This is a genomic window from Rugamonas violacea, from assembly GCF_016461825.1.
Lineage (GTDB): Bacteria > Pseudomonadota > Gammaproteobacteria > Burkholderiales > Burkholderiaceae_D > Rugamonas.
Map to the genome: position 1 here is coordinate 211356 of NZ_JAEMNU010000031.1, position 26442 is coordinate 237797.

Genomic DNA, 26442 nt, shown 5'->3' on the forward strand with positions numbered 1-26442 from the left:
TGCGCACAGTCCTTTTGGACTGTCAAGACTGGCACATTCGCGCCGATTGCGTATCATTCCGGGCTTGACCGCTTAGGATAACCACCCCATGTTGCCTTCCATCGAACAACGTCTCGCCCTTGAACTCGCCGCCAAACCGGTGCAGGTCGCCGCCGCCATCGCCCTGCTCGACGAGGGCGCCACCGTGCCCTTCATCGCGCGCTACCGCAAGGAGGCCACCGGCGGCCTGGACGACATCCAGCTGCGCCTGCTCGAAGAGCGCCTGCGCTACCTGCGCGAGCTGGAGGACAGGCGCGCCAGCATCGTCGCTTCGATCACCGAGCAGAACAAGATGACGGCGGAGTTGTTAGATGCCATCATGCACGCCGAAGACAAGACCCGGCTGGAAGATTTGTACCTGCCGTACAAACAAAAACGCCGCACCAAGGCGCAGATCGCCATCGAGGCGGGCCTGGCGCCGCTGGCCGACGCCCTGCTGGCCAACCCGGAACTGACTCCCGAGATGGAAGCCAACAAGTTCCTGCGCGAGGCTTTCACCACGGCCGAGGGCAACAACGCCGGCGTCGCCGACACCAAGGCGGCGCTCGACGGCGCCCGCCAGATCCTGATGGAGCGCTTCGCCGAGGACGCCACCCTGCTGCAGGCGCTGCGCGAATACGTGCTCGACCATGGCGTGGTGGAGTCGAAAGTGGTCGACGGCAAGCAGGACGAGGGCGAGAAGTTCGCCGACTACTTCGACTACGCCGAAACCATCGGCACGGTGCCGTCGCACCGCGCGCTGGCCCTGCTGCGCGGCCGCCGCGAGGGCATCCTCGACGTCGTGCTGCGGCTCGACACCGAGGCCGAGAAGCCGAAGTGGGACGCGCCGCACAATCCCTGCGAGGGCCGCATCGCCGCCCGCTTCGGCATCAAGCACCAGGGCCGCGCGGCCGACAAGTGGCTGGCCGACACGGCGCGCTGGACCTGGCGCGTGAAAAGCTTCATGCACCTGGAGACGGAACTGATGGGCGCGCTGCGCGAACGCGCCGAGCTGGACGCCATCAACGTCTTCGCCACCAACCTGAAGGCGCTGCTGCTGGCCGCGCCGGCCGGCCAGCGCGCCACCATGGGCCTGGACCCGGGCCTGCGCACCGGCGTCAAGGTGGCGGTGGTCGACGCCACCGGCAAGGTGGTCGACACCGCCGTCATCTACCCGCACCAGCCGAAGAACGACTGGGACGGCTCGCTGCACACGCTGGGCAAGCTGGCCGCCAAGCACAATGTGTCCTTGATTTCGATCGGCAACGGCACCGCCTCGCGCGAGACCGACAAGCTGGCGCAGGACCTGATCAAGCAGCACCCCGAACAGAAGATGACCAAGATCGTCGTCTCCGAGGCCGGCGCCTCGGTCTACTCGGCCTCCGAGTTCGCCTCGCGCGAGCTGCCCGACATGGACGTGTCGCTGCGCGGCGCCGTCTCGATCGCCCGCCGCCTGCAGGACCCGCTGGCCGAGCTGGTCAAGATCGACCCGAAATCGATCGGCGTCGGCCAGTACCAGCACGACGTCTCGCAGAGCCAGCTGGCGCGCTCGCTCGACGCCGTCGTCGAGGACTGCGTCAACGCCGTCGGCGTGGATGTCAACACCGCCTCGGCGCCGCTGCTGGCGCGCGTCTCCGGCCTGTCGGCCACGGTGGCGCAGTCGATCGTCGCCTTCCGCGACCTGAAGGGCGCCTTCACCTCGCGCGCCGGCCTGAAAGCCGTGCCGCGGCTGGGTGACAAGACCTTCGAGCAGGCCGCCGGCTTCCTGCGCGTGATCGGCGGCGACAACCCGCTGGACGCCTCGGCGGTGCACCCGGAATCGTATCCGCTGGTCGAGAAGATCCTCGGCGACATCAAGAAGGACATCAAGGCGGTGATCGGCGAGACGGCCCTGATCAAGAGCCTGAACCCGGCCAAGTACGCCGACGAGAAGTTCGGCGTGCCGACCATCAGCGACATCTTGAAGGAGCTGGAGAAGCCGGGCCGCGATCCGCGTCCCGAGTTCACCACCGCCACCTTCAAGGAGGGTGTCGAGGAGATCCGCGACCTGCGGCCCGACATGATCCTCGAAGGCGTGGTCACCAACGTGGCCGCCTTCGGCGCCTTCGTCGACATCGGCGTGCACCAGGACGGCCTGGTGCACATCTCGGCGCTGTCGAACACCTTCGTCAAGGACCCGCACAGCGTGGTCAAGGCCGGCCAGGTGGTGCGCGTCAAGGTGCTGGAGGTGGACGAGAAGCGCAAGCGCATCGCCCTGACCATGCGCCTGACCGACAGCGCGCCGCAGGCCGGGTCCAAGCCGGAGCAACGCGCCGACCGCAACGACCGCAAGAGCATGGGCGTGCAGCAGAAGCAGCAGGCGCGCCAGGAGCCGGCCGGCGGCAGCATGGCCGCCGCCTTCGCCAAGCTGCGCGGCTAGTCCCCGGGGTGGCGCCCTCGCCCTCGCCCTCGCGCCGAGGGCCGGCGCCGCCCGCCTCCCCCCCACGGCGGGAACTGGGGTCGGACCCCGAGGGGTCCGACCCCGGCTTGGCTGCGGGGTCTAACGGCCCGGTCCCCCGGCGCGCCGCAGCAATCCCAATTGGGCGGCAAGCGGCCCGCCGCGCCATCGGCCAAGCTGATTAGCCCCCTCGCCGGCATTTTTGTATAAAATGTCGGCATCTATCATTTTTTACCCTGAGGCAGCCATGAGCGACGTACAAACCTGGATCAAAGAAACCGTGACGAGCACGCCTGTCGTGTTGTTCATGAAGGGCACCGCCCAGTTCCCGCAGTGCGGCTTTTCCGGTCGCGCCATCCAGATCCTGAAGTCCTGCGGCGTCGAGAACATCGCCACCGTCAACGTGCTGGACGACGCCGATGTGCGCCAGGGCATCAAGGAATACTCGAACTGGCCGACCATTCCCCAGCTCTACATCAAGGGTGAGTTCATCGGCGGTTCGGACATCATGAACGAAATGTTCGAGTCCGGCGAGCTGAAGGCCCTGCTGGATGCCTGATCGGCCCGGGCGTGGCGACGCCCGGCGGATCGTTATCGCCATCACCGGCGCCACAGGCGCGGTGTATGGCGTGCGTCTGCTGCAACATCTGCAACACCATGCCGGCGTCGAAACGCATTTGATCGTGTCCGACGCCGCGCTCCTCACCTTGCACCAGGAAACCGGGCTGCAGCGGCGCGCTGTCGAAGCCCTGGCCCATGTGGTGCACAAACAGCGCGACGTCGGCGCGGCCATCGCCAGCGGCTCCTTCCAGTCGGACGGCATGATCGTCGCGCCCTGCTCGATGAAAACCCTGGCCTCGGTGGCCCACGGCCTGTCCGACAACCTGATCGCCCGCGCCGCCGACGTGGTGCTCAAGGAGCGCCGCCGGCTGGTGCTGATGGTGCGCGAAACGCCGTTCAATCTGGCGCACCTGCGCAATATGACGGCCGTCACCGAGATGGGCGGCATCATCTTCCCGCCGCTGCCTAGCTTCTATCACAATCCCAAGAGTATCGAAGAGATGGTCGACCACACCGTTGCCCGGGTGCTGGACCTGTTTGACGTGCAACATGCATTGGCGCCGCGCTGGGCCGGCATGAAGGAAGGCAGCGTCGCGCCCACGCTGAGCGACGACGGCGGCGACGCCGCGCCATAGCGCGCCAAGGCGCCACGGACGGTCGCTCAGGCCGGCGGTACTGGCCCGCCGGCTGACACAGCAATCCAGGGCCGTTTCCGCGGCCTGGGGCTAGCGTTTCTCGAACTGGATTCCACTCGCCTGTTTCAAATCCCTGGCTTCCTCGACCATGCGGCGGTGCGCGATGCGCTTGCGCATCACTTCTGCGTGCTGGGCGGCGGTCATGGGTGGAACGGTCATCAAATCTTTTAGCTGCGCTACATTGCTGTAATTACTTTTCATAAGACGGCTCAAATGTCGGCTCCGTAGTGAATGCTGCACTGTCGCTAAAACTCATGTGATTATGAGCCACTATTCGAATGCACGCTGCTTCAGCGCTTATTCTTGCCTAAAAGAATTACCATCCAGACTAAGCTTCTCTATTGTGCACTAGTTTCGTGTCGAAATCGTGACAATTCGCAAACGTGTCGGCCAGCACAAGGCCTCTGCGCCGGCTGGCAGGGCAAAGTGGTATGGTCGCCGGCGCGCCGTCAAAAAAGACAGTTTCTAGGTAGAAAGCCAGCAAACATCAGGGTGTGGGGCGGAATGGCCGACCCGATGGGGCCGAACAAAAACCGGTAGCGGTCTTATCCGGAAGGCGCTTCTGCGGCGCAGCCGAGCATTGGTAAAAAAGCAAATAAGATGCCGTGTGGCGACACAAAAAAGCTACTTTTGGTAGTTTACGCGCACCAGCATGCGGATAAATTCGCGGGCGATTTGACGGTGGTGCTCATCGAGGCGCTGCAAATCGGCGATCAGCTTGACGTCGGCCGACTCGAAACGCGCCAGCGCGGCGGAATTATCGCCGGCCGGCGCGGCCGCGTCCGGGCCGCCGAAGCGCAACCACTCGGCCGGCACGCCCAGCCATTGCGCGATCATGCGCAGCTTCTCCTGGGTCGGAATGGCCTCGCCAACCAGCCATTTGCGGGCCGCGTGCACGGTGATCGGGCGGCCGTCGAAGCGAATATTGAATTCGCGCGCCAGGCGGGTCGGGCTGTCGGGGGAGTAGTGAGCGTTCTTGAGCGCCTGCTGCAGGCGCTGGCTGAAGCTTTCGCGTTCATTAGAAGAATTCATAGTTACACTATTTCATGTTGCGACATGAAAGTCAGTCTCTTGCCTGGCTGCTGGGAATGCAACAAAACCGGCTGTTAAATTTAACAAGTATCGCTCCCTGGCGGCAGGCGAGGCCATGATGGTTGCCGAATATTATTTCGCAAAATACGAAAAAACAGGGTGAATATCACGCTCCGCACTACCCGGGAGGCTTGTCGATACAATAACACCTTGCACGCTTCAGCGGGCCAGAATTTCAGCGGAATCCGGCCCTTTGTCCACACTCGCTAGCGATTTGCTAGGCTTGGGCGCTCAGGCGGAAGCGTATGATGCCGTCCGGCCCCAATTCGCGGCGCACGATACCGTCGCGCCACAGCTTATGCAGGTGGGCCAGCGCCTCGCCGAGGGCGAAACTGAGCTGGTGGGCGTCCAGCGCACGCTTGAACATCAAGGGCACGATGTCGGCCGCCGACTGCCATTGCCGGCAGGCCTGCATCACCTCGGCCAGCCGCTCGACGTGGTGCGCGCGCAACTGGGCGATGCGGGTGTGCAGGCCACGGAAGGGCCGGCCGTGCGAGGGCAGCACCAGCACGTCGTCCGGCAGCGCGGCGAACTTGCCCAGCGAGTCGAGGTACAGCGTCAACGGGTTGGCCTCCGGCTCGATGGCGAACACCGAGACGTTGGTGGAGATGCGCGGCAGCACCATGTCGCCCGAAATCAGCACGTTCAGCCCGGCGCAATACAAGGCGGCATGCTCGGGGGCATGGCCGAAGCCGGTGATGACCCGCCATTCATGGTCACCAATGAGAACCGACTCTCCATCCTGGATGCGGGTGTAGGCGGCCGGCACGGCCGGCACCAGCGAGGCGTAGTGGTTTTTGCGGCTTTGCATTTTTTCCAGCATCTCCGGGTCGGCCAGGCCGTGGCGGCGGAAATGCGGCAGCGCCGCCGCGTTGTCGACCCCGGGCAGGGCCGCCGCCATCATGCGGGCGAAGGCGTATTCGGCCGAAGGGGTAGGAGAGTTGGGCTTCGAGTGGATTCATTTTTTATCTTTCACGCGCTACAATGCGATTGACGTTGACGTAAACGGAAGATCCCGGCCATGCTAGGCCGCTTGGCGCCGCCGCCTCCCCTCCTCACTTTATACCGCCAGCCCACACGATGCCGACCTATACCATTACCGAACTGTCCCGCGAATTCGATATCACGGCGCGCGCCATCCGCTTCTACGAGGACCAGGGCCTGCTCAGCCCCTCGCGCGAGGGCGCGGGCGGGCGCAACCGCGTCTACACGCCGCGCGACCGCACCCGCCTCAAGCTGACCCTGCGCGGCAAGCGCCTCGGCCTGTCGCTGTCGGAAATCAAGAGCCTGGTCGACATGTACGAGTCGCCCAAGGACACCAGCGCGCAGATGAACCGCTTCCTCGGCGTGCTGGCGCAACACCGCGAGACGCTGGAGCAGCAGCGCGAGGACATCGAAATGTCGCTCGGCGAGATCACCGCCCACGAGGACGAATGCCGCCGCCTGCTGGCCGCCATCGCCGACGGCAAGGGCGAGCCGGCCGCCGCCGGCTGAGCGGCCGGCCCGGCGTCAGCCATTCGCTTTGCCTTGGATCGCTTTACGTTTACGTTAACGTCACACCGGCGTATGATAGCCGCATCAACCAAAACCACAACACGAGGATGACATGCTCCATCTCCCAGGCCTGACCTTTGACCACGGCGAAGACATCGCCGCCCTGCGTGAAGCGGTGCAACAGTTCGCCGCCGCCGAGATCGCCCCGCGCGCCGCCGAGATCGACCGCAGCGACCAGTTCCCCATGGACCTGTGGCGCAAGATGGGCGAGCTCGGCGTGCTCGGCGTCACCGTCGGCGAGGAGTACGGCGGCGCCAACATGGGCTACCTGGCCCACATCGTGGCGATGGAGGAGATCTCGCGCGCCTCGGCCTCGGTCGGCCTGTCCTACGGCGCCCACTCGAACCTGTGCGTCAACCAGATCAAGCGCAACGGCAACGAGGAGCAAAAACGCAAATACCTGCCGAAACTGATTTCCGGCGAACACATCGGCGCCCTCGCCATGTCCGAGCCGAACGCCGGCTCCGACGTGGTCAGCATGAAGCTGCGCGCCGACCTCAAGGGCGACCGCTGGATCCTCAACGGCACCAAGATGTGGATCACCAACGGCCCCGACGCCGACGTGCTGGTGGTCTACGCCAAGAGCGACCTGGCGGCCGGCGCCAAGGGCATGACCGCCTTCCTGATCGAAAAGAGCTTCAAGGGCTTCTCGGTGGCGCAGAAGCTCGACAAGCTGGGCATGCGCGGCTCGCACACCGGCGAACTGGTGTTCGAGAACTGCGAAGTGCCGCTGGAAAACGTGCTGGGCGGCGAAGGCAAGGGCGTCAACGTGCTGATGTCCGGCCTCGACTTCGAGCGCACCGTGCTGTCCGGCGGCCCGCTGGGCATCATGCAGGCCTGCATGGACGCGGTGGTGCCGTATATCCACGATCGCCAGCAATTCGGCCAGCCCATCGGCGAATTCCAGCTGATGCAGGGTAAGATTGCGGACATGTACTCGACCATGATGGCGTGCAAGGCATATGTGTACGCCGTCGGTCAGGCCTGCGACCGGGCCAAAACCCCGGAAGCGGTCCGCCAGCTGCGCAAGGACGCGGCGGGAGCCATTTTGTATAGCGCGGAAAAGGCGACCTGGATGGCCGGCGAGGCGATCCAGACGCTGGGCGGCAACGGCTACATCAACGAGTATCCGGTCGGCCGCCTGTGGCGCGACGCCAAGTTGTACGAAATCGGCGCCGGCACCAGCGAAATCCGCCGCATGCTGATCGGTCGCGAACTGTTCGCGGAAACCAAGTAGGCAGGGCGCGCGTGCATTAGCTGGACTGATATCGCCGGCGATTTTATTAGACCCGCTAATGCACCCTAGCGCCCCCCTAGCGAGACGGACCCATGACCCAAGCCGCTTTTCCCAAACTGCTGAGTTCCCAGATCGCCTTCGACATCGCCCGCACCATCCGCGACGGCTTCGACAAGCACTACCGCCTGTTCCGCGACACCAGCCGCCAGGCCAAGGCCCACTTCGAGCAGGGCGCCTGGGCCACCGCCCAGCAGGCCGCGCGCGAGCGCATCGGCTTCTACGACCAGCGCGTGCAGGAATGCGTGCAGATGCTGGAGGACGAGTACGACCATTCCGAGCTGACCGACGAGGTGTGGCGCGAGCTCAAGCTGCACTTCATCGGCATGCTGTCCGACCACAAGCAGCCCGAGCTGGCCGAAACCTTCTTCAACTCGGTCTGTTGCAACATCCTGCACCGCACCTATTTCCACAACGACTTCATCTTCGTGCGCCCGGTGGTGTCGACCGAGTACATCGAAACCGAGGAACTGGCGCCGACCTACCGCGTCTACTACCCCGGCACCGACGGCCTGCGCTTCACGCTCAAGCGCATCATCACCAACTTCCAGCTCGACGCCGCCTTCGCCAACCTGGACCGCGACGTCGAGCAGGTCGAGGCGCGCCTGCGGCTTATCTTCGGCAGCAACAAGATCGAGCCGAACCACCAGATCCAGGTGCTGTCGAGCCTGTTCTACCGCAACAAGGGCGCCTACATCGTCGGCAAGGGCATCAACGGCAACAAGGAATACCCCTTCGTCGTGCCGATCCTGCACAACCGCAACGGCGAGCTGATCCTCGACACCGTGCTGTTCGACCAGGAACAGATCACCGTGCTGTTCTCCTTCACCCGCGCCTACTTCCTGGTCGACATGGAGGTGCCGTCGGCCTATGTGCAGTTCCTGCGCAGCCTGCTGCCGCGCAAGCCGCGCAGCGAGATCTACACCATCCTCGGCCTGCAAAAGCAGGGCAAGACGCTGTTCTACCGCGACTACCTGCAACACCTCAAGCACTCGTCCGACCAGTTCGAGATCGCCCCCGGCATCCGCGGCCTGGTGATGCTGGTGTTCGCCCTGCCGTCCTTTCCCTACGTGTTCAAGGTCATCAAGGACTTCTTCCCGGCGCCCAAGGAAACCAGCCGCGCCCTGATCAAGGAAAAATACCTGCTGGTGAAGAACCACGACCGCGTCGGCCGCATGGCCGACACCCTGGAATACTCCAACGTGGCCTTCCCGCGGCAGCGCTTCACCGAGGACCTGATCGCCGAGCTCAAGCACTTCGCCCCCTCGCTGGTCGAGGAGGACCGCGAGCAGCTGATCATCAAGCACCTGTACATCGAGCGGCGCATGGTGCCGCTCAACATCTGGCTGTCCAACGCCGAGAAGGAAGGCAACGAGCTGCAGATCGAGCACGGCGTGCTGGAATACGGCAACGCCATCAAGGAGCTGGTGGCGGCCAACATCTTCCCCGGCGACATGTTGTACAAGAACTTCGGCGTGACCCGCCACCAGCGCGTGGTGTTCTACGATTACGACGAGATCGAATACATCACCGACTGCGTCTTCCGCAACATCCCCGAGGCGCGCACCGACGAGGAGGAGATGTCGGCCGAGCCCTGGTATCCGATCGGCAAGCACGACGTCTTCCCCGAGCAGTTCGGCCGTTTCCTGCTGGGCAACGCCAAGATCCGCCGCTACTTCATGAAGCACCACGCCGACCTGCTGACCCAAGCCTGGTGGCAGGCGCGCAAGCAGCGCATCGCCGACGGCTTTGTCGAGGACGTCTTCCCGTATCCGCAGAACATCCGTTTCAGCAATCAACACCTGACCACACCCACGGCGACGGTGACGCCGCCACCCTTCATGGAGACTCTAGAAAATGAATGATCCTATCGTAATCGTCGGTGCCGCGCGCACCCCCATGGGCGCCTTCCAGGGCGACTTTTCCAACGTCAACGCCAGCGACCTGGGCGCGGTGGCCATCAAGGCCGCCGTCGCGCAAGCCGGCGTCAAGCCCGAGGCGGTCGAGCACGTCTACTTCGGCAACTGCCTGATGGCCGGCCAGGGCCAGGCGCCGGCGCGCCAGGCCGCGCTGAAGGCCGGTCTGCCGACCTCGGCGGCCGCCGTCACGCTGTCCAAGATGTGCGGCTCGGCCATGCAGGCCACCATCTTCGCCCACGACGCCCTGAAGGCCGGCAGCGCCGACCTGATCGTCGCCGGCGGCATGGAATCGATGACCAACGCGCCCTACCTGGTGCCGAAGGCGCGCGGCGGCTACCGCATCGGCCACGGCATGATCTACGACCACATGATGCTCGACGGCCTGGAAGACGCCTACAGCAAGGACGACAAGGGCAACGGCCGCTCGATGGGCACCTTCGCCGAGGAATGCGTCAGCCAGTACGGCTTCACGCGCGAGGCGCAGGACGCCTTCGCCATCGCCTCGGTGCAGCGCGCCCAGGCGGCGGCGGCCGACGGCAGCTTCGCCTGGGAAATCGCCCCGGTGACCGTCAGCGGCCGTGGCGGCGACACCGTCATCGACAAGGACGAAGGCCCGCTGAAAGCCAAGATCGAAAAGATCCCGACACTGCGCGCCGCCTTCAAGAAGGACGGCAGCATCACCGCCGCCTCGTCGTCGTCGATCAACGACGGCGCCGCCGCCCTGGTGCTGATGCGCGCCTCCAGCGCCAAGGAACAGGGCTTGACCGTGCTGGCCACCATCGTCGGCCACGCCACCCACGCCCAGGCGCCGAACCTGTTCACCACCGCGCCGGTCGGCGCGATGCGGAAATTGTTCGCCAAGACCGGCTGGAGCAGCGCCAGCGTCGACCTGTACGAAGTCAACGAAGCCTTCGCCGCCGTGCCGATGGCCGCCATGCACGACCTCGACATCCCGCACAGCAAGATCAACATCCACGGCGGCGCCTGCGCGCTGGGCCACCCGATCGGCGCCTCCGGCGCGCGCATCATCGTCACCCTGATCGGCGCCCTGCGCAAGACCGGCGGCAAGCGCGGCGTGGCGGCGCTGTGCATCGGCGGCGGCGAAGCAACCGCCGTGGCGATCGAACTGGCCTGATCGCCCGCTGAGCTTCCCCCCACCCCAAGGCCGAAAGCCGGGGTCGGACCCGGCGGGTCCGACCCCAGGTTCCGCCCTTGGGTGTGGCCGGCCCGCAACCCATCCCACATTCCACACTGAGGTGTCAGCATGCCCACAGCACTCATCATCGGCGCCTCGCGCGGCATCGGCCGCGAGCTGGCGCGGCAATACCTGGCCGACGGCTGGCGCGTCATCGCCACCGCGCGCAACACCGTGGACTGCGACGCCCTCGCCGAACTGGGCACGGAAAGCCACGTCCTCGACGTCACCAACCTGGAGGCCTGCGCCGGCCTCGGCTGGAAGCTCGAAGGCGAGCACCTGCAAGTCGTCTTCCTCAACGCCGGCGTCTACGGTCCGCGCGACGACAGCTTCCCGCTGCAGTCCGACTTCGACCACGTGATGCACACCAACGTGCTGGCGGCGATGCGCCTGCTGCCCATCATCGCGCCGATGGTCTGCGCGGCGCGCGGCAAGCTGGCCGTGCTGTCCTCGCACATGGGCTCGCTCAGCGAGCGCGGCAACGCCAGCGGCTCGCTGTACCGCGCCAGCAAGGCGGCGCTGAACTCCGTGCTGATCGACACCGCCCTCACCTTCGGCAACAAGGGCGCCACCTGCGTCGCCTTCCACCCGGGCTGGGTGCGCACCGACATGGGCGGCGCCGAGGCCGACATCTCGGTCGAGGACAGCGCCAGCGGCATGCGCGCCACCCTGGCCAAGCTGCCGCACAACGAGCACGCGGTGTACCGCAACTACGACGGCCGGCCCATCGCCTGGTAGCGCCGCGCCGCCGCAGCAACGCAACGCAACGCAACGCAACGCAGACCAACACAGAACAACGACAACAGACTGAGACCCCATGATACTGAGCGACGAACACAATATGATCCGCGAAGCCCTGCGCAGCTTCGCCCAGGAGCGCCTGGCGCCCAACGCGGCGCGCTGGGACAAGGAGCACTACTTCCCCAAACAGGAGTTGAAGGAACTGGCGGCGCTGGGCGCCTTCGGCGTGGCGGTGCCGGAGGCGCTGGGTGGCGCCGGCCTCGACTATGTCTCGCTGGCCCTGGTGCTGGAAGAGATCGCCGCCGGCGACGGCGGCACCTCGACCATCATCTCGGTCAACAACTGCCCGGTCTGCAGCATCGCCATGATGTACGCCAACGACGCGCAGAAGGAACAATGGCTGCGTCCGCTGGCGCAGGGCGACATGCTGGGCGCCTTCTGCCTGACCGAGCCGCACACCGGCAGCGACGCCTCGGCGCTGCACACCACCGCCGTGCGCGAGGGCGATGAATACGTGCTCAACGGCGTCAAGCAGTTCATCACCAGCGGCAAATACGCCGACGTCGCCATCGTCATGGCGGTGACCGACAAGGCGGCCGGCAAGAAGGGCATCAGCGCTTTCTGGGTGCCGACCTCGGCGCCCGGCTACATCGTCGCCGGGCTGGAACAGAAGATGGGCCAGCACTCGTCGGACACGGCGCAAATCCTGTTCGAGAACTGCCGCATCCCGGCCGAGAATTTGATCGGCGAGGAAGGCCAGGGTTACAAGATCGCCCTGTCCGGCCTGGAGGGCGGCCGCATCGGCATCGCCTCGCAGGCGGTCGGCATGGCGCGCGCCGCGTATGAGGCGGCGCTGCACTACGCGCGCGAACGCGAGAGCTTCGGCAAGGCCATCTTCGAGCACCAGGCGGTGCAGTTCCGCCTGGCCGACATGGCGACGCAGATCGAAGCGGCGCGCCAGTTGATCCGCCACGCCGCCTCAATGAAGGACGCCGGCCTGCCCTGCCTGAAGGAGGCGGCGATGGCCAAGCTGTTCGCCTCGGAGATGGCCGAGCGGGTCTGCTCGGACGCGATCCAGGTACACGGCGGCTACGGCTACGTGTCCGACTTCCCGGTCGAGCGCATCTACCGCGACGTGCGCGTCTGCCAGATCTACGAGGGCACCAGCGACATCCAGAAGATCCTCATCGCCCGCGCTTTGTAATCGACTGAACCGGTAGTGCGCATCGTGCCGTGCTCCGTGAAGGTGGGCGGCAGCGGCCGCGTGGATTTTACTTTGCCGAGGTGCTCGCAGTTTGCGACCACCTCGGCCCGGCCTCAAGAGCGGAAGCAGATCAAGCGATCCGATTGACCGACAAATCCCAGCCACCCGCAGTGTTGCCGCCGGAGCCGCCGCTAATTTTTTGCTGCGTGTATTTCCATTTGATCTTCGAGTACTTCAACGCGACGTGCTCGCCAAGAATGTCGCCCTCGCTGACGCTCGGGAAAACGCCGCCAATCAACACGTTCTCCAACGCGATCTCGAAGTACTTGACCCGATCCCCCATTGCGTCGGCGCGCATGAATTCAATTGTCGCCGTTGGTATGGTCTTGCCCGACGAACAGGTCTGCAACAGTAATGGCGTGGATAGGTCGGCAAGCTTAGAAAGGACGATGTCACCATGGTCGCTTCGTTCGGCCGTATGTCCACCGCCAGTCGACGCCGTCGCCGACTTCGGTTGTGATAGCTCCCAGCGAACAGATTTGCATTCAATCCAATCTTTGTGACGCTCGTCGTTCGACTCGCCTCTGATGCCGTCGATGCGTAAATAGACGTCAATCGCCATGGCTTTCTCCTGTTGGGTTCGCGGGCGGCGGCGCCGGACGCCACGCCATTATTCCGCCGTCGTTCCCCGTGCCCGTTGAGGCTGCTCAAAACCCGCCATGTCACATATGGCGTGACTCGTAGTTGCAGGCCGTTGCGCGATGTCAGAGAAAAAAGACAGGGTGGGCCTAGAGTGTGCTCAAGCTGACCCAACCGTGATCAGCGGGGCACCAAGCCACTGTGGAGAAAAACATGCCAGATGACGCCTTAACGGACACCAAGACCGACAAATCCAAGCTGAAGATGAGCTCAGCCGCCAAGGCGCGCATGCGCCAGCATGAAGACCCCAAATACTACTATTACGATGACGGAGGCAAGCCTGGCCGGGGGAATTGCACGTGGGGTATTGGTACACTCGCCCACAAAGGTCCTTGCACTGCCGACGAGCTCAAGACCAAGGTCGGGCCGGCCGAAGTCGAGGCGGCCTTTGCATCCAGGATTACCCTCGCCGAGGGGATCGTCCGCCGCAACGTGAGCCACCAAGCACTCAACCAAGCACAATTCGACGCGTTGGTCAGCTTCGTCTACAACGCAGGAGGAAAGGGAGCTGAGAATGTCCTCTCGCTCGTTGACGATGGTGACTTCAAAGGTGCCGCGAGTGCGATTTCCCGCACAATCTACATGACCGTCAGAACAAAGAAAGGCTCGAAGAAGGTGATCGCGCACGGACTCGTGGGAAGACGTGCAGAGGAGAGCGCGCCATTTCGCCTGCCTTCAAAATAGCCGATGTTCGCCTTGCGTCAAATCCAGCCACCAGTAAGGAGATTCCACATGAAGCTCGTTTGCCTGATCACGGGAACACGCCAAGCGGCCGCCCTGCTGGCCTTCGCATCTTTCCTGCTCGCGCCAATTGTCACGAGCGCCGCCGACGCAGCGGCGACATCGCACGCGAAAGCAGGAATTTCGGCAAATACCACTGCGAATGCGGACATCTACGGGAAATGGCGCCTAACTAAAGTGCTTGATTCCGCCGATATCGCGGCGATGTCGAACAGCCAAGCTCGGGCGATGATAGGCAAGACCGTCGTGATCGCCAAGGATCGATTCGTGATCGGTAGCAGGATATGCAAACGGCCCAGCTACGAGCGCAGCGTCGACGACCTGGCCAAGTCTTTCAGGGAAGAAGGTCATGTCAGCTCAGTGAACATGGGGCTGCCAGACCCGGTGACGTCCATTGACGCCCACTGCACCCAAATCTACCTCAAGGCCCCAGATCACATCGTTGTCCATTGGGACGGCTTCTACTTCGACGCGCTCCGGTCTGGACGCTGAATTTCGCCAGCCGTGTAGCTGCGTGAACTGGCTTCCCCCAAAACAAAAAAGACAGGGCGCCCTGTCTTTTTTTGCGGCTAGAGACTAGCTTATTTTGCTGCTGCGGCTGGTGCGCCTGCTAGTGCTGCTGGCGCAGCCGGCGTTGCCGCGGTGGTCACCTTGGCAGCTTCCTTCGGTTCGGTCTTGGCCTTGGCCGCCTTGTGATGCGACTTCTTGACCTTGGCCACTTTCGCCTCAGGCTTGGCCGCTTCGCCGCCCGCTTTCACCTCGCCGGTGCTGGCCGCTTGCTTGGTCTCGGCCTTCACGACCGCCTTGGTTTCGCCCTTCACTGGGGCCTTGCTTTCCTTGGTCGCTGACTGGGCGGCGACCGGCGCGCTGCTGGCGGTGGCGGCGCTGGCGGCCGGCGCCGGTGCTTGTGCGAAAGCGGCGGTGGCGAACAGGGTGGCGATCAGGCTGGCGATGATTTTGCTCATGGTATAAATCCTTTAAATGGTTTTCGGTGTGCCGGGAACAATTCCCGTTTTAGTTTTTTTTTACAGCGTCCGGCGTGTTCGTCGTGCGATTCGAGGTCCGGCTTATTTGATCACAGCTGCGGCTTTCGCAGGCTCCGTCGTCGCTACCTTGGCGGCTTCGGTATGCGGCTTGGTTTTGCCGTCGTCCTTGTGGTGTTCTTTGCTTTTCTCGGCCTTGACTTCGGTTTTGGCTTCGCCTTTGACTTCGGTTTTCGCTTCGGTTTTGGCGACGGCCTTGCTGTTTTTCACGTCGGCCTTGACCTCGCCTTTGCTGTCCTTGGTTTCGGCTTTGACCGCGACGGGCGCGCTCTTGGCGGCGACGGTGGCGGTGCTGGCGGCAGGCGCTTGGGCGAATGCGGCGGTAGCGAACAGGGCGGCGATCAGGGAAGCGATGATTTTGTGCATGATGTAATCCTTTTTCTGGTTGTCGGCGCCGGGACAATTCCCGTATCACTGAGCAGAAAACGGCGGCCGCAACGATTGAGTTGACGGCTATTACATACGCTTACCGAGTCTTACATCCACTTACAACTGGACGGAGCGCCGACAAAAGCGCGGACAAATGGAGGAATAGAAGAGGAAGGAAAAAGGGAGAAGGGAGAAAGGAGAAGGAAAACGCGGACGAAAAAAAAGCCCACTTTCGCGGGCTTTGTTCCAATGTATTACCAATAGTTTAATCGTGTGCCGGACGCCTGTGCTATCTGCAAAGTGCCTCCAGAGTCTCGGGCGCCCATGCTATCTGCGTGGTGCCCCCAACGTGTAAATCGACCATCGTATTCGGAATTACAAATCCAAGCTTTTGTCGCCATGCACAAACCAAACTTACACAACCCGGTTTGTGGCGCATGCCTTGGATAGTGGGACTGTCCGCATGCAAACCTCACCACTGAACGTAGTGTATCACAGATTTTTGTGCGACGCACAAATTATTTATATTATTTCCGTCGGCGCGGCTACAGCACCGCCGGCTCCAGCAGGGTCAAGGTCTGCTGCTCGGTGTCCAGGCGCGCCATCAGGCCGAGCGGCAGGGTGAACTGGTCGCGGATGTGGCCGAAGGAGTAGCCGGTGGCCGACGGCAGCTTGAGCGGCAGCAGGTGCTGGTCCAGCGTCTGCGCCAAGGTCAACGACACCTCGTCGGCGGGCGGCGCGCATTTTTCGAACACGCCCAGCATCATCGCCGCCGCGTGTTCGAAGCCCTCGCTCAGCTGCAGCTGGGTCATCATGCGGTCGATGCGATACGGCTCCTCGCCCACGTCCTCAAGAAACACGATGGCCTGGCGGAAATCGGCGGCGTAGGGCGTGCCGGCCAGCGCGCTGACCATGCTCAGGTTGCCGCCCATCAGGCGGCCGCTGGCCTGCCCGGCGCGCACGGTGCGCAGCGCGTATTGCGGCGCCTCGACGGCGCGGGCCAGGTTCTCCTGCGCCATCGGGATGGTGTAGTGGGCCTGCGGCGCCATCAGCAGGTTCTGCAGATGGTTGCGGGTGTAGTCGGAGAACGGCGTCGACAGCACCGGACCATGGAAGCTGACCAGGCCGGCGCTGCGCTGCAGCGCCAGGTGCAGCGCGGTGACATCGGAAAAACCCAGCAGGATCTTCGGATTGCCGCGGATCAGCTTGTAGTTCAGATGGGACAGCAGCGCGATGCAGCCGGAGCCGCCGCGTATCGCCCACACGGCCTTGACCTCGGGGTCGAGGAACATGGCGTGCAGGTCGGCGACGCGGTGTTCGATGCTGCCGCCGTAGTTGCCATACACTTCGCCCAGATGCGCGCCCAGCTTGGCGCGCAGGCCCATCGCCTCCAGGTTGCGCACGGCCTGGTCGATGGCGGCCGGATTCGACGGTCCGGCCGGCGCGACGATGCCGACCACGTCGCCCGTCCGTAGCCTGGCCGGTTTGAGCAGGTGTTGTTTCATGGCTTTGCCTCCCCGGGCGGTGCGCGCGCCGGCCAGCGCCGTGGCCGGCTGGGCCGCCACCACGGCGGCGCCGGCCAGCAAGGCGCCGAAACGGCGCCGGTTCAGTGGTGCGGAATCGGACATCGCCGCCTTTCTGTTGCCTCAACACGCCGTCAACCGGGCGTGGTCCTTGTTGATGGAAAAACGGCGCCGCAAGCGCGGCGCCGTCCGGTTCCCGCTTAGAGGAACTTGTATTTGAACAGCAGCGTCAACTGGCGGCCGCGTGGATCGGCGACCCGTGGGTCCCAACCGGCGCCGACCACTTCGTCGACGTTGTGCGCGGTGAACGGCGGATCGGTGTTGAGCAGGTTCTTGATGCCGACGGTGACGGTGGCGTGCTTGATGCCGCCGTAGGTGGCCGAGACGTCATACGTGGTGTAGCTGCTGACGTCGGCCTTGAAGCCGGCCGGCGGCGAACCCTTGCCGCCGTTGGGCAACTGGTCCTTGTAGCCGCTGCTGTAGTTCTGCGTCAACAGGCCGCTCCAGTCGCCGCGCGCCACGCCCAGGCTGGCGTTGTGCTTCCAGCGCAGGTAGATGTCACGGGTGTAGAAGTTGCCGACCAGTTCCTTGTACTGCTGGCCTTGGATTTCGGCGAACTTGAAGCTCTTGGTCCAGGTGCCGTCCAGCGCGGCGTTCCACTTGTAGCCGGACAGCAGGCCCTCGCCGCGCAGGCCGATGTCGGCGCCGCGCGTGCGCAGGCCGGCGGCGTTGATCCAGCCCGCCTGGATGTAATTGATGGTGTTGTCCGGGTTGCGGATGATGTTGGCGGACAACGCGGCGGCGTTGGCCAGCACCACCTGCGGCGTGCGGTTCAGGATGCGGTCCTGCACGTTGATGGCCCAGAAGTCGAGCGAGGCGGAATAGCCCTTGACCGGCTCGATCACCATGCCCAAGGTGCCCTGCTTGGATTTTTCCGGACGCAAGTTGCTGTTGCCGCCGGTCAGGTAGGGCTGGCGCGCGATGGCGCAGAAGGCCGGGTCGCCCGGATGGGTCGGGCAGAAGATCGGGTCGATGATGCCGTTCGGCAGTTCCTGCGACAACTGGGCCGAATACAACTGGGTGAAGCTGGGCGCCAGGAAGCCCTTGTTGGCCGAGCCGCGGAACAACAGCGTGGCGGCCGGCTGGTAGCGGAAGGCCACCTTGGGATTGGTGGTGGCGCCGAACACGCTGTAGTGGTCGCGGCGCAGCGCCAGTTGCAGCTCCAGGTCCTTGGTCACCGGCACCAGCAGCTCGGTGAAGATGGCGCGCACGTCGCGGCTGGCGTTGCTCAACGCGGCGTTGCCCGGCGCCAGCAGGATGCCGGTGGCGTCGACGTTCTGGCCGAAGTCGTAACCCTCGCGGCGCAGGTCGACACCGGCGGCGATGGCCAGCGCGCCGGCCGGCAGTTGCAACAGCTCGCCGGAGACGGTGCCGTCGAGCTGGGTCAGCGTGGTTTTGCCGTGCTGGAAATCGCCACGGAACTTGGTCGACTCGATCAGGCTGCGCGCCTCGGCGGTCTGGCTCTGGCCCGGCGCCAGCCACGGATTGATGATGCCGCTGGCCAGCGCCGAATAGATCTTGCTGGTGTAGCCGTAGCCCTCGGTCAGCGCGGTCTTGGTCTGGCTCTCGGCGCGCGACAGGCCGGCCTTGTAGTCCCACTTGCCGAGGAAGGTGCCCTCGGCGGCGATCAGCAGGCGGGCGCTGTCGGTGATGTTTTCCTGGGTGCGGTCGCCCCACTCGGTGGCGCGCCACTTGTAGGCGATGGGTTTGCTCTTGTCGAAGCTGGGAATGAAGGCCGACAAGTCCTGATAGTAGGCGCCGCCGACCGGGTAGACGTTCTTGTTGGCCAGGCTGGTCTGGATCTGCACCGGCGTCAGCGCGGCGGTGGCCTTGGTGCGCGAGTACATGGCCTCGAACACCAGCTTGTGGTCGGCGTTCAGTTGCAGCGCGCCGCGCGAGATGGCGTTCAGGCGTTCGACCGGGAAGCTGATGGCGTAGTCGGCGCCGTAGTCGTAGGCGCAGGAATACTTGCTGCGCAGCGGAGAGGTGACGTCCTTCCACAGCGCGGTCTGGTACTGCGACATGCCGGGCAGGCTGTCGCACTTGCCCTGGAAGCTCAGCGGGTTGGCCTGCAAATAGGTGTTGCTGTCGCCGGGCAGCTGGAAGCCGGTGCCCAGCGCCGTGCCGGCGCCGCTCAATTGGTTGGCGAAGGGCGTGCCGGTGGTGTCGGGCGACAGGCCGCGCGCAGGCTGGAAGCCGTTGACGAACTTGCGGTCCGACGAGCTGAGCCGGTCGTCCTTGTCATAGGTCACGCTGGCCATGACGTTGTAGCCGTCGTCGGCCAGCTTGCCCTTGCCGGCCAGCAGGGAGACGCGGCGGGTCTGGCCGCCGCCCTGCTCGGTGATGTTGGTCGAGGCGCTGGCCTCGATGCCGTCGTAGTTCTCGCGCAGGATGAAGTTCATCACGCCGCCGACGGCGTCGGTGCCGTAGATGGCCGAGGCGCCGTCCTTGAGGATCTCGACGCGGGCGATGGCGCCCAGCGGAATCGAGTTCAGGTCGACCGCCTTGCCGCTGGCGCCGTGGGTGGCGATGCGGCGGCCGTTGAGCAGCACCAGCGTCGAGTTCGGTCCCAGCCCGCGCAGCGAGGCGAAGGAGGCGCCGCCGCTGACGCGGTCGGCGTCGGCGCCGAAGACGTTGTTGCCGGAGGTCATATTGTCGGCGCCGGTGCCGTTGGCCGACAGGCTGCGCACCAGTTGCTCGGTGCTGGTGATGCCGGATTTTTCGATGGTGTCGAACGTCACCACCTGGATCGGCAAGGCGCCTTCCTTGGCGATGCGCTTGATGCTACTGCCGGTGATTTCGACCCGTTGGATGGGCGCGCCGGCTTGCGCCATGGCGTCGTTGGCGAACGGTGCGACCGCACCGATCAGCGCAAGCATGTGCGCCAGTTTCTTGACCTTCAAAGTGTTTCTCCCTAAATATGCCTGCACCGAATACGCCTGTTTCCACTCTTTTTACCGGTCTTTTCGTCCGGTAATGGCGGCAAAGTTGATGCCTTGCCTAATGATTGCTTTATTACCAGCAAATCAGAGTAGCCCCTTGCCAACCCGGCCAGCCAATGAAATGTTCTAAGGCAACCATAACCTTTTGAAATGGTTGCACGTTCTGTCAGGGCGCTATCTTAACGGAACGTTGGCGTTCAGAAATATTGATGTCAAGATAACGCCAAGCTGTGAACTCGACGGGGTGGCGTTTGTAGTTTTTTAACCACGGTTGGCGGATGTCGGCCGAGATCGGATGGGTCAGCAGCACCCACGGCGCGTAGGCGTGCAGCAACTGCGCCATCTCGCGGTAGAGGCGGGCGCGCTCCGGCGAATCGGGCAACTGGCGGGCCTGCTCGTAGCGCTGGTTGAAAGCCGGCAAGTTGAAGCGGGCGTAGTTGGCGCGGCCGCTGTTGGCGCCGTACAGCAGCTGGTAGAAGTTGTCGCCATCGGGGAAGTCGGCGATCCAGTTGGTCTCGAACATCATCACCTTGCCCAGCCGCGAAGCCTTGATGACCTCGGTCTTCTTGTCGCTCTTGAAATTGACGCGCAAGCCGATGGCGTTCAGGCTCTTGCGCCAGAACTCGTCGCGCAGCCGGCCCACGGTGGACGGCTCGGAGTGCATCAACAGGGTCAGCGGCTTGCCGTCGGGCAGGCTGCGGAAGCCGTCCTTGCCCAGGCGGTAGCCGAAGCGCTCCAGCAGCGCGCGCGCCAGCGCCGGGTCGTAGCCCTCCGGCGCGCGGTAGGCCGGGTCGTAGCCCAGCACATTCGGCGGCAGCGGCGTTTCGGCCGGCAGCGCCAGGCCCTTTTTCAGCAGGGCGATGTCCTCGGCGCTGTTGTAGCCGAGCGCGATGGCGCGGCGCAGCGCCACCTTGTCCTTGCCGTAGCCGCCGATCAGCGGGTCGTCCATGTTCATCCACATGTAGTAGGTCTGCAGCACGGGGAAGGTGGACAGCGCCAAGCCCTGGCGCGCCAGCGCCGGCTTCAAGGCGGGCGCGCCGCCGCCGGGCGCCAGCACCATGTCCTTCAGCGATTCCGGCACCTGCTCCAGGTAGTCGAATTCGCCGTTCAGGAAGCCCAGCATGCGCGACTGGTACTCCTCCATGATTTTGACCTCGACACGGTCGACCAGCGGCAGGCGGCGCCCTTCCAGGCTGGCGGCCAGCGCGCGGTCCTGCGGCGCGACGTTGGCGCCGGCGTGGAACACGGTGGGGCGGAAGTCGGGGTTGGCCAGCAGGGTGATCTTGTCGCTGTGCTTCCAGTTGCCCATCATGAAGGCGGCGCTGCCGACCGGGTGGTTGCCGGCTTGGCCGGGATAGGCCTCGATCACCTCGCGCGCCACCACGCCGGTGGCCGGGATCGCCAGGCAGAAAAGGAAATTCGGGTCGGGCTTGCTCAGGCGGATGCGCAGCGTGTACTTGTCGACGGCTTGCAGGCCGGCGATGGCGCTGTCGTAGCCGAACTTGGCGGCGGCCAGGGCGCCGTCGCCGACGATTTTTCCTTCGAGCAGAAACAACCAGGGCGATTTCAGCGTCGGGTCGTACAGGCGCTTGAGGCTGTAGACGTAGTCCTGCGCCGTCACCTCGCGCTTGACGCCCTTGAAGGCGGGATCGGGCGTGAAGTAGATGCCGGGGCGCAGCTCGAAGGTGTAGCTCAGGCCGCCATCCTCGACCTTGGGCATGGCGCGCAGGGTGTTTTCCTGCAGCTTGACCGGGCGCGCCAGATAGTCGTAGCGCAGCAGCGGGTCGAACAGGTTTTCCAGCAGGCTCAGGCTGGCCAGGTCGGTGGCGACGGCGGGGTCCAGGCCGGTCTCGCCGGTGCTGAGGAAGGCGTGCAGGACCTTGGCCGGCGCGACGGCGGCAGCGCTGGCGGGAGCGCTGGCGGCAGCGGCGGCGCTGGCGGCGGGAGCGGCGGCCGGCGGCGGCCCGGCGGCGGACGCGGACGCGGCGGCGGCGGCGGCGTGGGCATGGCCGGCCAGCGCCAGCAGCACGGTGACGGCGCCGACGACCACCGTCCTCGCCTTGTTACACGGTTTCTTCATATGCGATCCAGTCAGTAAGGGCAGCCACCCGGCGCAGGCTAAGCCGGGCGGAGCCGGCGCGCCAATGAATTCAGACCGGCAGCATATAACTTTTTAGCATGTTCCAAGCGCATTCTTTCATCAAGCGGGCGCGGGCTGGCCCTATACTTTCAACATTGCTTAATTTGCTTCAGGAAAATTTCGATCTATGTCGCTCAATTACATCTGGTCCGGCTTCTTTCTGGTCGGCTTCGCCGCCGCCTTCGCGCAGTGGCTCTTCCTTGGCGACACCGAGATTTTCAAACGCATCATCGACGGCACCTTCGACTCGGCCAAGTCCGGCGTGATGGACATCGCCCTGCCGCTGGCCGGCGTGATGACGCTGTGGCTGGGCATCATGAACATCGGCGAAAAGGCCGGCGTGGTCGACCTGCTGGCGCGCGTCATCGCCCCCTTCTTCTCGCGCATCTTCCCCGACGTGCCGAAGAACCACCCGGCCACCGGCCACATGGTGATGAACTTCTCGGCCAACCTGCTCGGCCTGGACAACGCCGCCACCCCGTTCGGCCTGAAGGCCATGGAAAGCCTGCAAACCCTCAACCCCAACAAGGACGAGGCCAGCAACGCGCAGATCATGTTCCTGGTGCTGCACACCTCCGGCCTGACCCTGATCCCGCTGGCCATCATGGCGCAGCGCTCCATCCTCGGCGCCGCCGACCCGTCCGACATCTTCATCCCCTGCATGATCGCCACCTATGTCGCCACCGTGGTCGGCATCATCGGCGTGTCGATCCGCCAGCGCATCAACCTGCTCAACCGCGTCGTGCTGGGCTGGCTGGGCGGCATGACCGCCGCCATCGCCGGCATGATCTTCTACTTCACCCAGTATTTGAACAAGGAGGAGATCGAACTGGTCTCCAAGGTGGTCAGCAACCTGGTGCTGATGCTGGTCATCGCCACCTTCATCATCGGCGCGCTGCGCCGCAAGGTCAACGTCTACGAAGCCTTCATCGAGGGCGCCAAGGGCGGCATCCAAACCTCGCTGACGGTGATCCCCTACCTGGTCGGCATGCTGGTGGCGATCAGCGTGATCCGCAACGCCGGCGTGTTCGGCTTCGTCGTCGAGGGCTTCAACTGGTTCTTCAATCTGCTCGGCGTCAACACCGACTTCGTGCCGGCGCTGCCGACCGCGATGATGAAGCCGCTCAGCGGCAGCGGCTCGAAGGCGATGATGATCGACGCCATGAAAACCTACGGCGTCGACTCCTTCGTCGGCCGGCTGGCCTGCGTGTTCCAGGGCTCGGCCGACACCACCTTCTACATCGTCGCCCTGTACTTCGGCTCGGTCGGCATCCGCAAGACGCGCTACGCCATCTCCTGCGGCCTGATCGCCGACCTGGCCGGCGTGGTGGCGGCCATCTTCGTCGCCTACCTGTTCTTCCATTGATACCGTGAGCGCCCCCATGTTTCGTCGTCCCCTGATGCACACCCTGCTGGCCGGCCTGCTGGCCGCCGCCGGCGCCGTCCACGCCGCGCTGCCCGAGCCCATCGTCCAGATGCTGCAAGCCGCCAACATCCCGCAGGACGCCGTCGGCGTCGTCGTGCTGCGCGGCCCGCGCACCCTGCTGTGGCACGGCGGCGAGCGCAGCATGCAACCGGCCTCGACCATGAAAGTGCTGACCACCATGGCCGCGCTGGAGCAGCTCGGTCCCGTGTTCCGCGGCCGCACCGAGCTGCGCAGCAGCGCCGAGCTGGTCAAGGGCGTGCTGCAGGGCGACCTCTACCTGCGCGGCGGCGCCGACAGCGACCTCAACGAAGACGCCCTGTACCACATGCTGCAAACGCTGCGCAACCAGGGCATCCGCAAGATCAAGGGCGACATCGTGCTCGACCGCCAGTTGTTCCAGCCGGCCCGGCTCGACGCCGAACTGCCGCCCTTCGACGAATATCCCTACGCCTACTACAACGTGGTGCCGGACGCCCTGCTGGTCAACAGCAACCTGCTCAAGCTCGACATGGAGGCCGGCGGCAACAGCCTGAAGCTGCTGCTGACGCCCGAGCTGGACCGGGTCAGCGTCGCCTCCGAGCTCAAGCTGATCGACGCCCCCTGCGCCAACTGGGAAGCCGGCTGGAAGCCGCCCGAGGTCGAGCGCCATGGCGGCAAGCTGAAGGTGGTACTGCGCGGCAGCTTCCCCAAGGATTGCAGCAAATCGACCAGCATCAACGTGCTCGACCGCCACGACTACCTGGAGCGGCTGCTGCGCGGCAGCTGGAGCCGGCTCGGCGGCAGCCTGGGCGGCGAAGTGCGCGAGGCCACGGCCGAGCAAGCCACGCCGGCCGCCGCCCGCCTGCTGAGTGCGCACCAATCGCGCACCCTGGCCGAGGTGCTGCGCGACACCAACAAGCATTCCGACAACACCCTGGCCCACACCCTCTTCCTCAGCCTGGGCAGCCTGGAGGCGGACGCCGCGCTGGGCAGCCGCGCGCTGCCGCCCGAGCCGTCCGGCCAAACCACGGCGGCGCGCGCCGACCTGGCGGTGCGCAACTGGATGCGCGAGCGCGGCATCGATCAACAAGGCCTGGTGTTGGAAAACGGCGCCGGCCTGTCGCGCGTCGAGCGGATCCGGCCGGCCCAGCTGGCCGCCGTGTTGCAGGCGGCGCAGCGCAGCCTGTGGGCGCCCGAGTTCGCCGCCAGCCTGCCCATCGCCGCGCTCGACGGCACCATGCGCCAGCGCCTCAAGGACAGCCCGGCGGCCCTGCGCGCGCGCCTCAAGACCGGCAGCCTGAGCGGCGTGGCGGCGCTGGCCGGCTTTGTGCCGGACGCGGCGAACCAGCAGTGCGTGGTGGTGGCGATGATCAACGACGCCCACGTCGCCAACGGCGCCGGCCGCGCCGTGCTCGACGCCCTGGTCGACTGGGTCGCCCGCAGCGACGCCACCACCCTGCCCTAAGCAATAAGGGCGGGGTCAGAGGGCAGGGTCAGTGCCGACATTCGGACACAAGCTCAGCTGTATCGTAAGGTGGCGGCGACTCCACTCAAATTGAAGAGCTGTTGAGGCCGTGTCCGAATGTCGGCACTGACCCCGCTTCCTGACCCCGCTTCGCGATTCGTTCGCTGTCAAACACTAGCCCGCAAAGATGGACACGATGTCGTACCTTAAACGCCAGTGCCTTGCCACTTGTTGCATCCTGGCCTTTGCCATTGTTTGCGGGCTGTGGTTGGGCGAACACCAAGCCGGGCCGCTTCCGGTTCGCGACCTGCTGGTTGCCGTCGCCATCGCGGCGGCGGCCGCAGGGACGCTTTGGCGGGTCGGCCGCGCCATGGCTGTGATCGCGGCCCTTGGTCTTGTCTTGATCTTCGGCACGGCGTGGGCAATTGGCGCGCGCGAGGCCAGGCACGCTTTCAACGCTTGCGTTCAAGACGGCGAGCAGGTGCGTGTGGCTTTGGCGAACTACCATGCGATGCACGGACGCTATCCGGCCACGCTTGCCGAGCTTGCTGCGCCTGTGCCGGGCACGCTACGCTTGCCGCCGCACATGCTGCACTACCTGAGCCATTCCAGCGGATACAAATTGTCGTTCGCCGATTGGCTCGTTCAACATGAGGCGAACGAGTCTCATCCATTTGAGGCGAGCAAGTAGTCGCTTCGCCGGCTTGGCATGATGGCCATGCCGCCGCCTCTTTGAACCGGCCGTCCCGCCGCGCCCGCTACAACACCCGCGTGTAGTTCTGCCGCACCAGAACGCGGTCGCCGCAGTCGAAGTGCCACCACTCGCTGCGGATGCCGACCCAGCCGGCCTGGAACATGGCGTCGCGCAACAGTTGGCGGTTGGCCACGTGCTGCGCCGCCAGCGCGCCGGCCGCCAGCAACTGCCGCTCCAGCGCCGGATGGGAACGCTCGCTCAGGTCGTCGAAGCCGGTGCCCATGTCCAGCTCGCGGCCGGCGGCGTCGACGATGGTGATGTCGACCGCCATGCCGAAGGAGTGGATCGAGCCGCGTTGCGGCTCGGCGATGTAGCCCAGCAGCTCGGTGCCCTGCAAGGCCTGCCACAACTGTTCCTGCACGCGCTGCGGGCGCAGCGCGTCGAGCACCAGCAGGCGGTGGTCGGGACGCTGCGCGGCCAGCCAAGCGACGGCCCGCTCCAGCGCGGCGGCGCCGTCGCGGTGCAACCAGGCGCAGTCGAGCGGGTTGTACAGGTCGCGGCCGACGAAGTTGTCCGCCGTGGCGTAGCGCAGGTCGACGCCGATGCCGGCCACCTCGGACAGGTGGCGGAAGGCCGGGTCGGGGGGGGGGG

The 26442-nt window shown here is 64.9% G+C and carries 23 protein-coding genes and 1 pseudogene; 14 read left to right on the top strand and 10 right to left on the bottom strand.

All coding sequences use genetic code 11. The annotated features are described in order from the left end of the window. Positions 1 to 88 precede the first annotated feature (88 nt). The 3 genes from H7U20_RS06680 to H7U20_RS06690 all read left to right on the top strand — a co-directional run bounded on the left by H7U20_RS06680 (position 89) and on the right by H7U20_RS06690 (position 3651). A complete protein-coding gene (locus H7U20_RS06680) occupies positions 89 to 2437 on the top strand; it encodes a Tex family protein (protein WP_199518820.1) in 2349 nt (782 codons plus the stop codon). Between the two features lie 265 nt (positions 2438 to 2702). Next, on the top strand, positions 2703 to 3014 hold the full coding sequence (grxD, locus tag H7U20_RS06685; protein WP_199518821.1) for a Grx4 family monothiol glutaredoxin: 312 nt from the start codon (positions 2703 to 2705) through the stop codon (positions 3012 to 3014). After that, a complete protein-coding gene (locus H7U20_RS06690) occupies positions 3007 to 3651 on the top strand; it encodes a UbiX family flavin prenyltransferase (protein WP_199518822.1) in 645 nt (214 codons plus the stop codon). Before grxD ends, H7U20_RS06690 begins: the two co-directional genes overlap by 8 nt. A 90-nt stretch (positions 3652 to 3741) precedes the next feature. On the opposite strand, the gene H7U20_RS06695 is transcribed toward H7U20_RS06690, so the two are convergent. From H7U20_RS06695 to H7U20_RS06705, 3 genes and pseudogenes are all read right to left on the bottom strand, one after another. Further along, on the bottom strand, positions 3742 to 3912 hold the full coding sequence (locus tag H7U20_RS06695) for a hypothetical protein (protein WP_193616111.1): 171 nt from the start codon (positions 3910 to 3912) through the stop codon (positions 3742 to 3744). A gap of 423 nt (positions 3913 to 4335) precedes the next feature. Beyond that, a complete protein-coding gene (locus tag H7U20_RS06700; RefSeq protein ID WP_199518823.1) occupies positions 4336 to 4743 on the bottom strand; it encodes a hypothetical protein in 408 nt (135 codons plus the stop codon). Positions 4744 to 5020: 277 nt separating this feature from the next. Next, a pseudogene (locus H7U20_RS06705) lies at positions 5021 to 5731 on the bottom strand (MBL fold metallo-hydrolase); the annotation flags it as partial. A 152-nt stretch (positions 5732 to 5883) separates the two neighbouring features. On the opposite strand from H7U20_RS06705, the gene H7U20_RS06710 reads away from it, so the two are divergent. The 6 genes from H7U20_RS06710 (at position 5884) to H7U20_RS06735 (ending at position 12710) form a co-directional block, all read left to right on the top strand. Then, positions 5884 to 6297: a MerR family transcriptional regulator gene (locus H7U20_RS06710; protein ID WP_199518824.1), complete on the top strand. Its 414-nt coding sequence runs from the start codon at positions 5884 to 5886 to the stop codon at positions 6295 to 6297. Positions 6298 to 6409: 112 nt separating this feature from the next. Beyond that, positions 6410 to 7594: an isovaleryl-CoA dehydrogenase gene (locus H7U20_RS06715; protein ID WP_199518825.1), complete on the top strand. Its 1185-nt coding sequence runs from the start codon at positions 6410 to 6412 to the stop codon at positions 7592 to 7594. Positions 7595 to 7686: 92 nt separating this feature from the next. Then, a complete protein-coding gene (gene aceK / locus H7U20_RS06720) occupies positions 7687 to 9516 on the top strand; it encodes a bifunctional isocitrate dehydrogenase kinase/phosphatase (protein ID WP_199518826.1) in 1830 nt (609 codons plus the stop codon). Then, entirely contained in the window at positions 9509 to 10705 is a 1197-nt protein-coding gene (locus tag H7U20_RS06725) for an acetyl-CoA C-acyltransferase (RefSeq protein ID WP_199518827.1), read from the top strand. Before aceK ends, H7U20_RS06725 begins: the two co-directional genes overlap by 8 nt. A 129-nt stretch (positions 10706 to 10834) precedes the next feature. Continuing rightward, positions 10835 to 11503, top strand: coding sequence for an SDR family oxidoreductase (locus tag H7U20_RS06730; RefSeq protein WP_199518828.1), 669 nt, complete (start codon positions 10835 to 10837; stop codon positions 11501 to 11503). Between the two features lie 79 nt (positions 11504 to 11582). Further along, positions 11583 to 12710: an acyl-CoA dehydrogenase family protein gene (locus H7U20_RS06735; RefSeq protein WP_199518829.1), complete on the top strand. Its 1128-nt coding sequence runs from the start codon at positions 11583 to 11585 to the stop codon at positions 12708 to 12710. Between the two features lie 130 nt (positions 12711 to 12840). Here the strand turns inward: H7U20_RS06735 and H7U20_RS06740 are convergent, their stop codons facing one another. After that, complete coding sequence (locus H7U20_RS06740; RefSeq protein WP_199518830.1) at positions 12841 to 13332, bottom strand: Hcp family type VI secretion system effector; 492 nt, start codon at positions 13330 to 13332, stop codon at positions 12841 to 12843. A 230-nt stretch (positions 13333 to 13562) separates the two neighbouring features. On the opposite strand from H7U20_RS06740, the gene H7U20_RS06745 reads away from it, so the two are divergent. Both H7U20_RS06745 and H7U20_RS06750 read left to right on the top strand, forming a co-directional pair. After that, positions 13563 to 14093, top strand: a complete 531-nt coding sequence (locus H7U20_RS06745) for a lysozyme (protein ID WP_199518831.1) — start codon at positions 13563 to 13565, stop codon at positions 14091 to 14093. Between the two features lie 48 nt (positions 14094 to 14141). Then, positions 14142 to 14642: a hypothetical protein gene (locus H7U20_RS06750; protein WP_199518832.1), complete on the top strand. Its 501-nt coding sequence runs from the start codon at positions 14142 to 14144 to the stop codon at positions 14640 to 14642. A gap of 89 nt (positions 14643 to 14731) precedes the next feature. Here the strand turns inward: H7U20_RS06750 and H7U20_RS06755 are convergent, their stop codons facing one another. The 5 genes from H7U20_RS06755 to H7U20_RS06775 all read right to left on the bottom strand — a co-directional run bounded on the left by H7U20_RS06755 (position 14732) and on the right by H7U20_RS06775 (position 22167). Beyond that, positions 14732 to 15115 carry a hypothetical protein gene (locus H7U20_RS06755; protein ID WP_199518833.1) on the bottom strand — a complete coding sequence of 128 codons (384 nt, stop codon included), beginning with the start codon at positions 15113 to 15115 and terminating at the stop codon, positions 14732 to 14734. Between the two features lie 102 nt (positions 15116 to 15217). Continuing rightward, the gene (locus tag H7U20_RS06760) at positions 15218 to 15559 is read right to left on the bottom strand and encodes a hypothetical protein (RefSeq protein WP_199518834.1); all 342 of its coding nucleotides are present in this window, start codon (positions 15557 to 15559) and stop codon (positions 15218 to 15220) included. A 548-nt stretch (positions 15560 to 16107) separates the two neighbouring features. Then, a complete protein-coding gene (locus H7U20_RS06765; protein WP_199518835.1) occupies positions 16108 to 17190 on the bottom strand; it encodes a S66 peptidase family protein in 1083 nt (360 codons plus the stop codon). Between the two features lie 95 nt (positions 17191 to 17285). After that, complete coding sequence (locus tag H7U20_RS06770; RefSeq protein ID WP_199518836.1) at positions 17286 to 20048, bottom strand: TonB-dependent receptor domain-containing protein; 2763 nt, start codon at positions 20046 to 20048, stop codon at positions 17286 to 17288. Between the two features lie 205 nt (positions 20049 to 20253). Further along, positions 20254 to 22167 carry an ABC transporter substrate-binding protein gene (locus H7U20_RS06775; RefSeq protein WP_199518837.1) on the bottom strand — a complete coding sequence of 638 codons (1914 nt, stop codon included), beginning with the start codon at positions 22165 to 22167 and terminating at the stop codon, positions 20254 to 20256. 187 nt (positions 22168 to 22354) lie between these two features. Between H7U20_RS06775 and H7U20_RS06780 the strand changes: the two genes are divergently transcribed. From H7U20_RS06780 to H7U20_RS06790, 3 genes are all read left to right on the top strand, one after another. Further along, positions 22355 to 23593, top strand: coding sequence for a nucleoside recognition domain-containing protein (locus tag H7U20_RS06780; RefSeq protein WP_199518838.1), 1239 nt, complete (start codon positions 22355 to 22357; stop codon positions 23591 to 23593). A gap of 16 nt (positions 23594 to 23609) precedes the next feature. Continuing rightward, positions 23610 to 25097 carry a D-alanyl-D-alanine carboxypeptidase/D-alanyl-D-alanine endopeptidase gene (gene dacB / locus H7U20_RS06785; protein ID WP_199518839.1) on the top strand — a complete coding sequence of 496 codons (1488 nt, stop codon included), beginning with the start codon at positions 23610 to 23612 and terminating at the stop codon, positions 25095 to 25097. Between the two features lie 196 nt (positions 25098 to 25293). Then, positions 25294 to 25788, top strand: coding sequence for a type II secretion system protein (locus tag H7U20_RS06790; RefSeq protein WP_199518840.1), 495 nt, complete (start codon positions 25294 to 25296; stop codon positions 25786 to 25788). A gap of 67 nt (positions 25789 to 25855) precedes the next feature. Here the strand turns inward: H7U20_RS06790 and H7U20_RS06795 are convergent. After that, positions 25856 to 26442, bottom strand: a 587-nt coding sequence (locus tag H7U20_RS06795) for a M15 family metallopeptidase (protein WP_233410543.1), incomplete at its 5' end; no start/stop codon positions are given.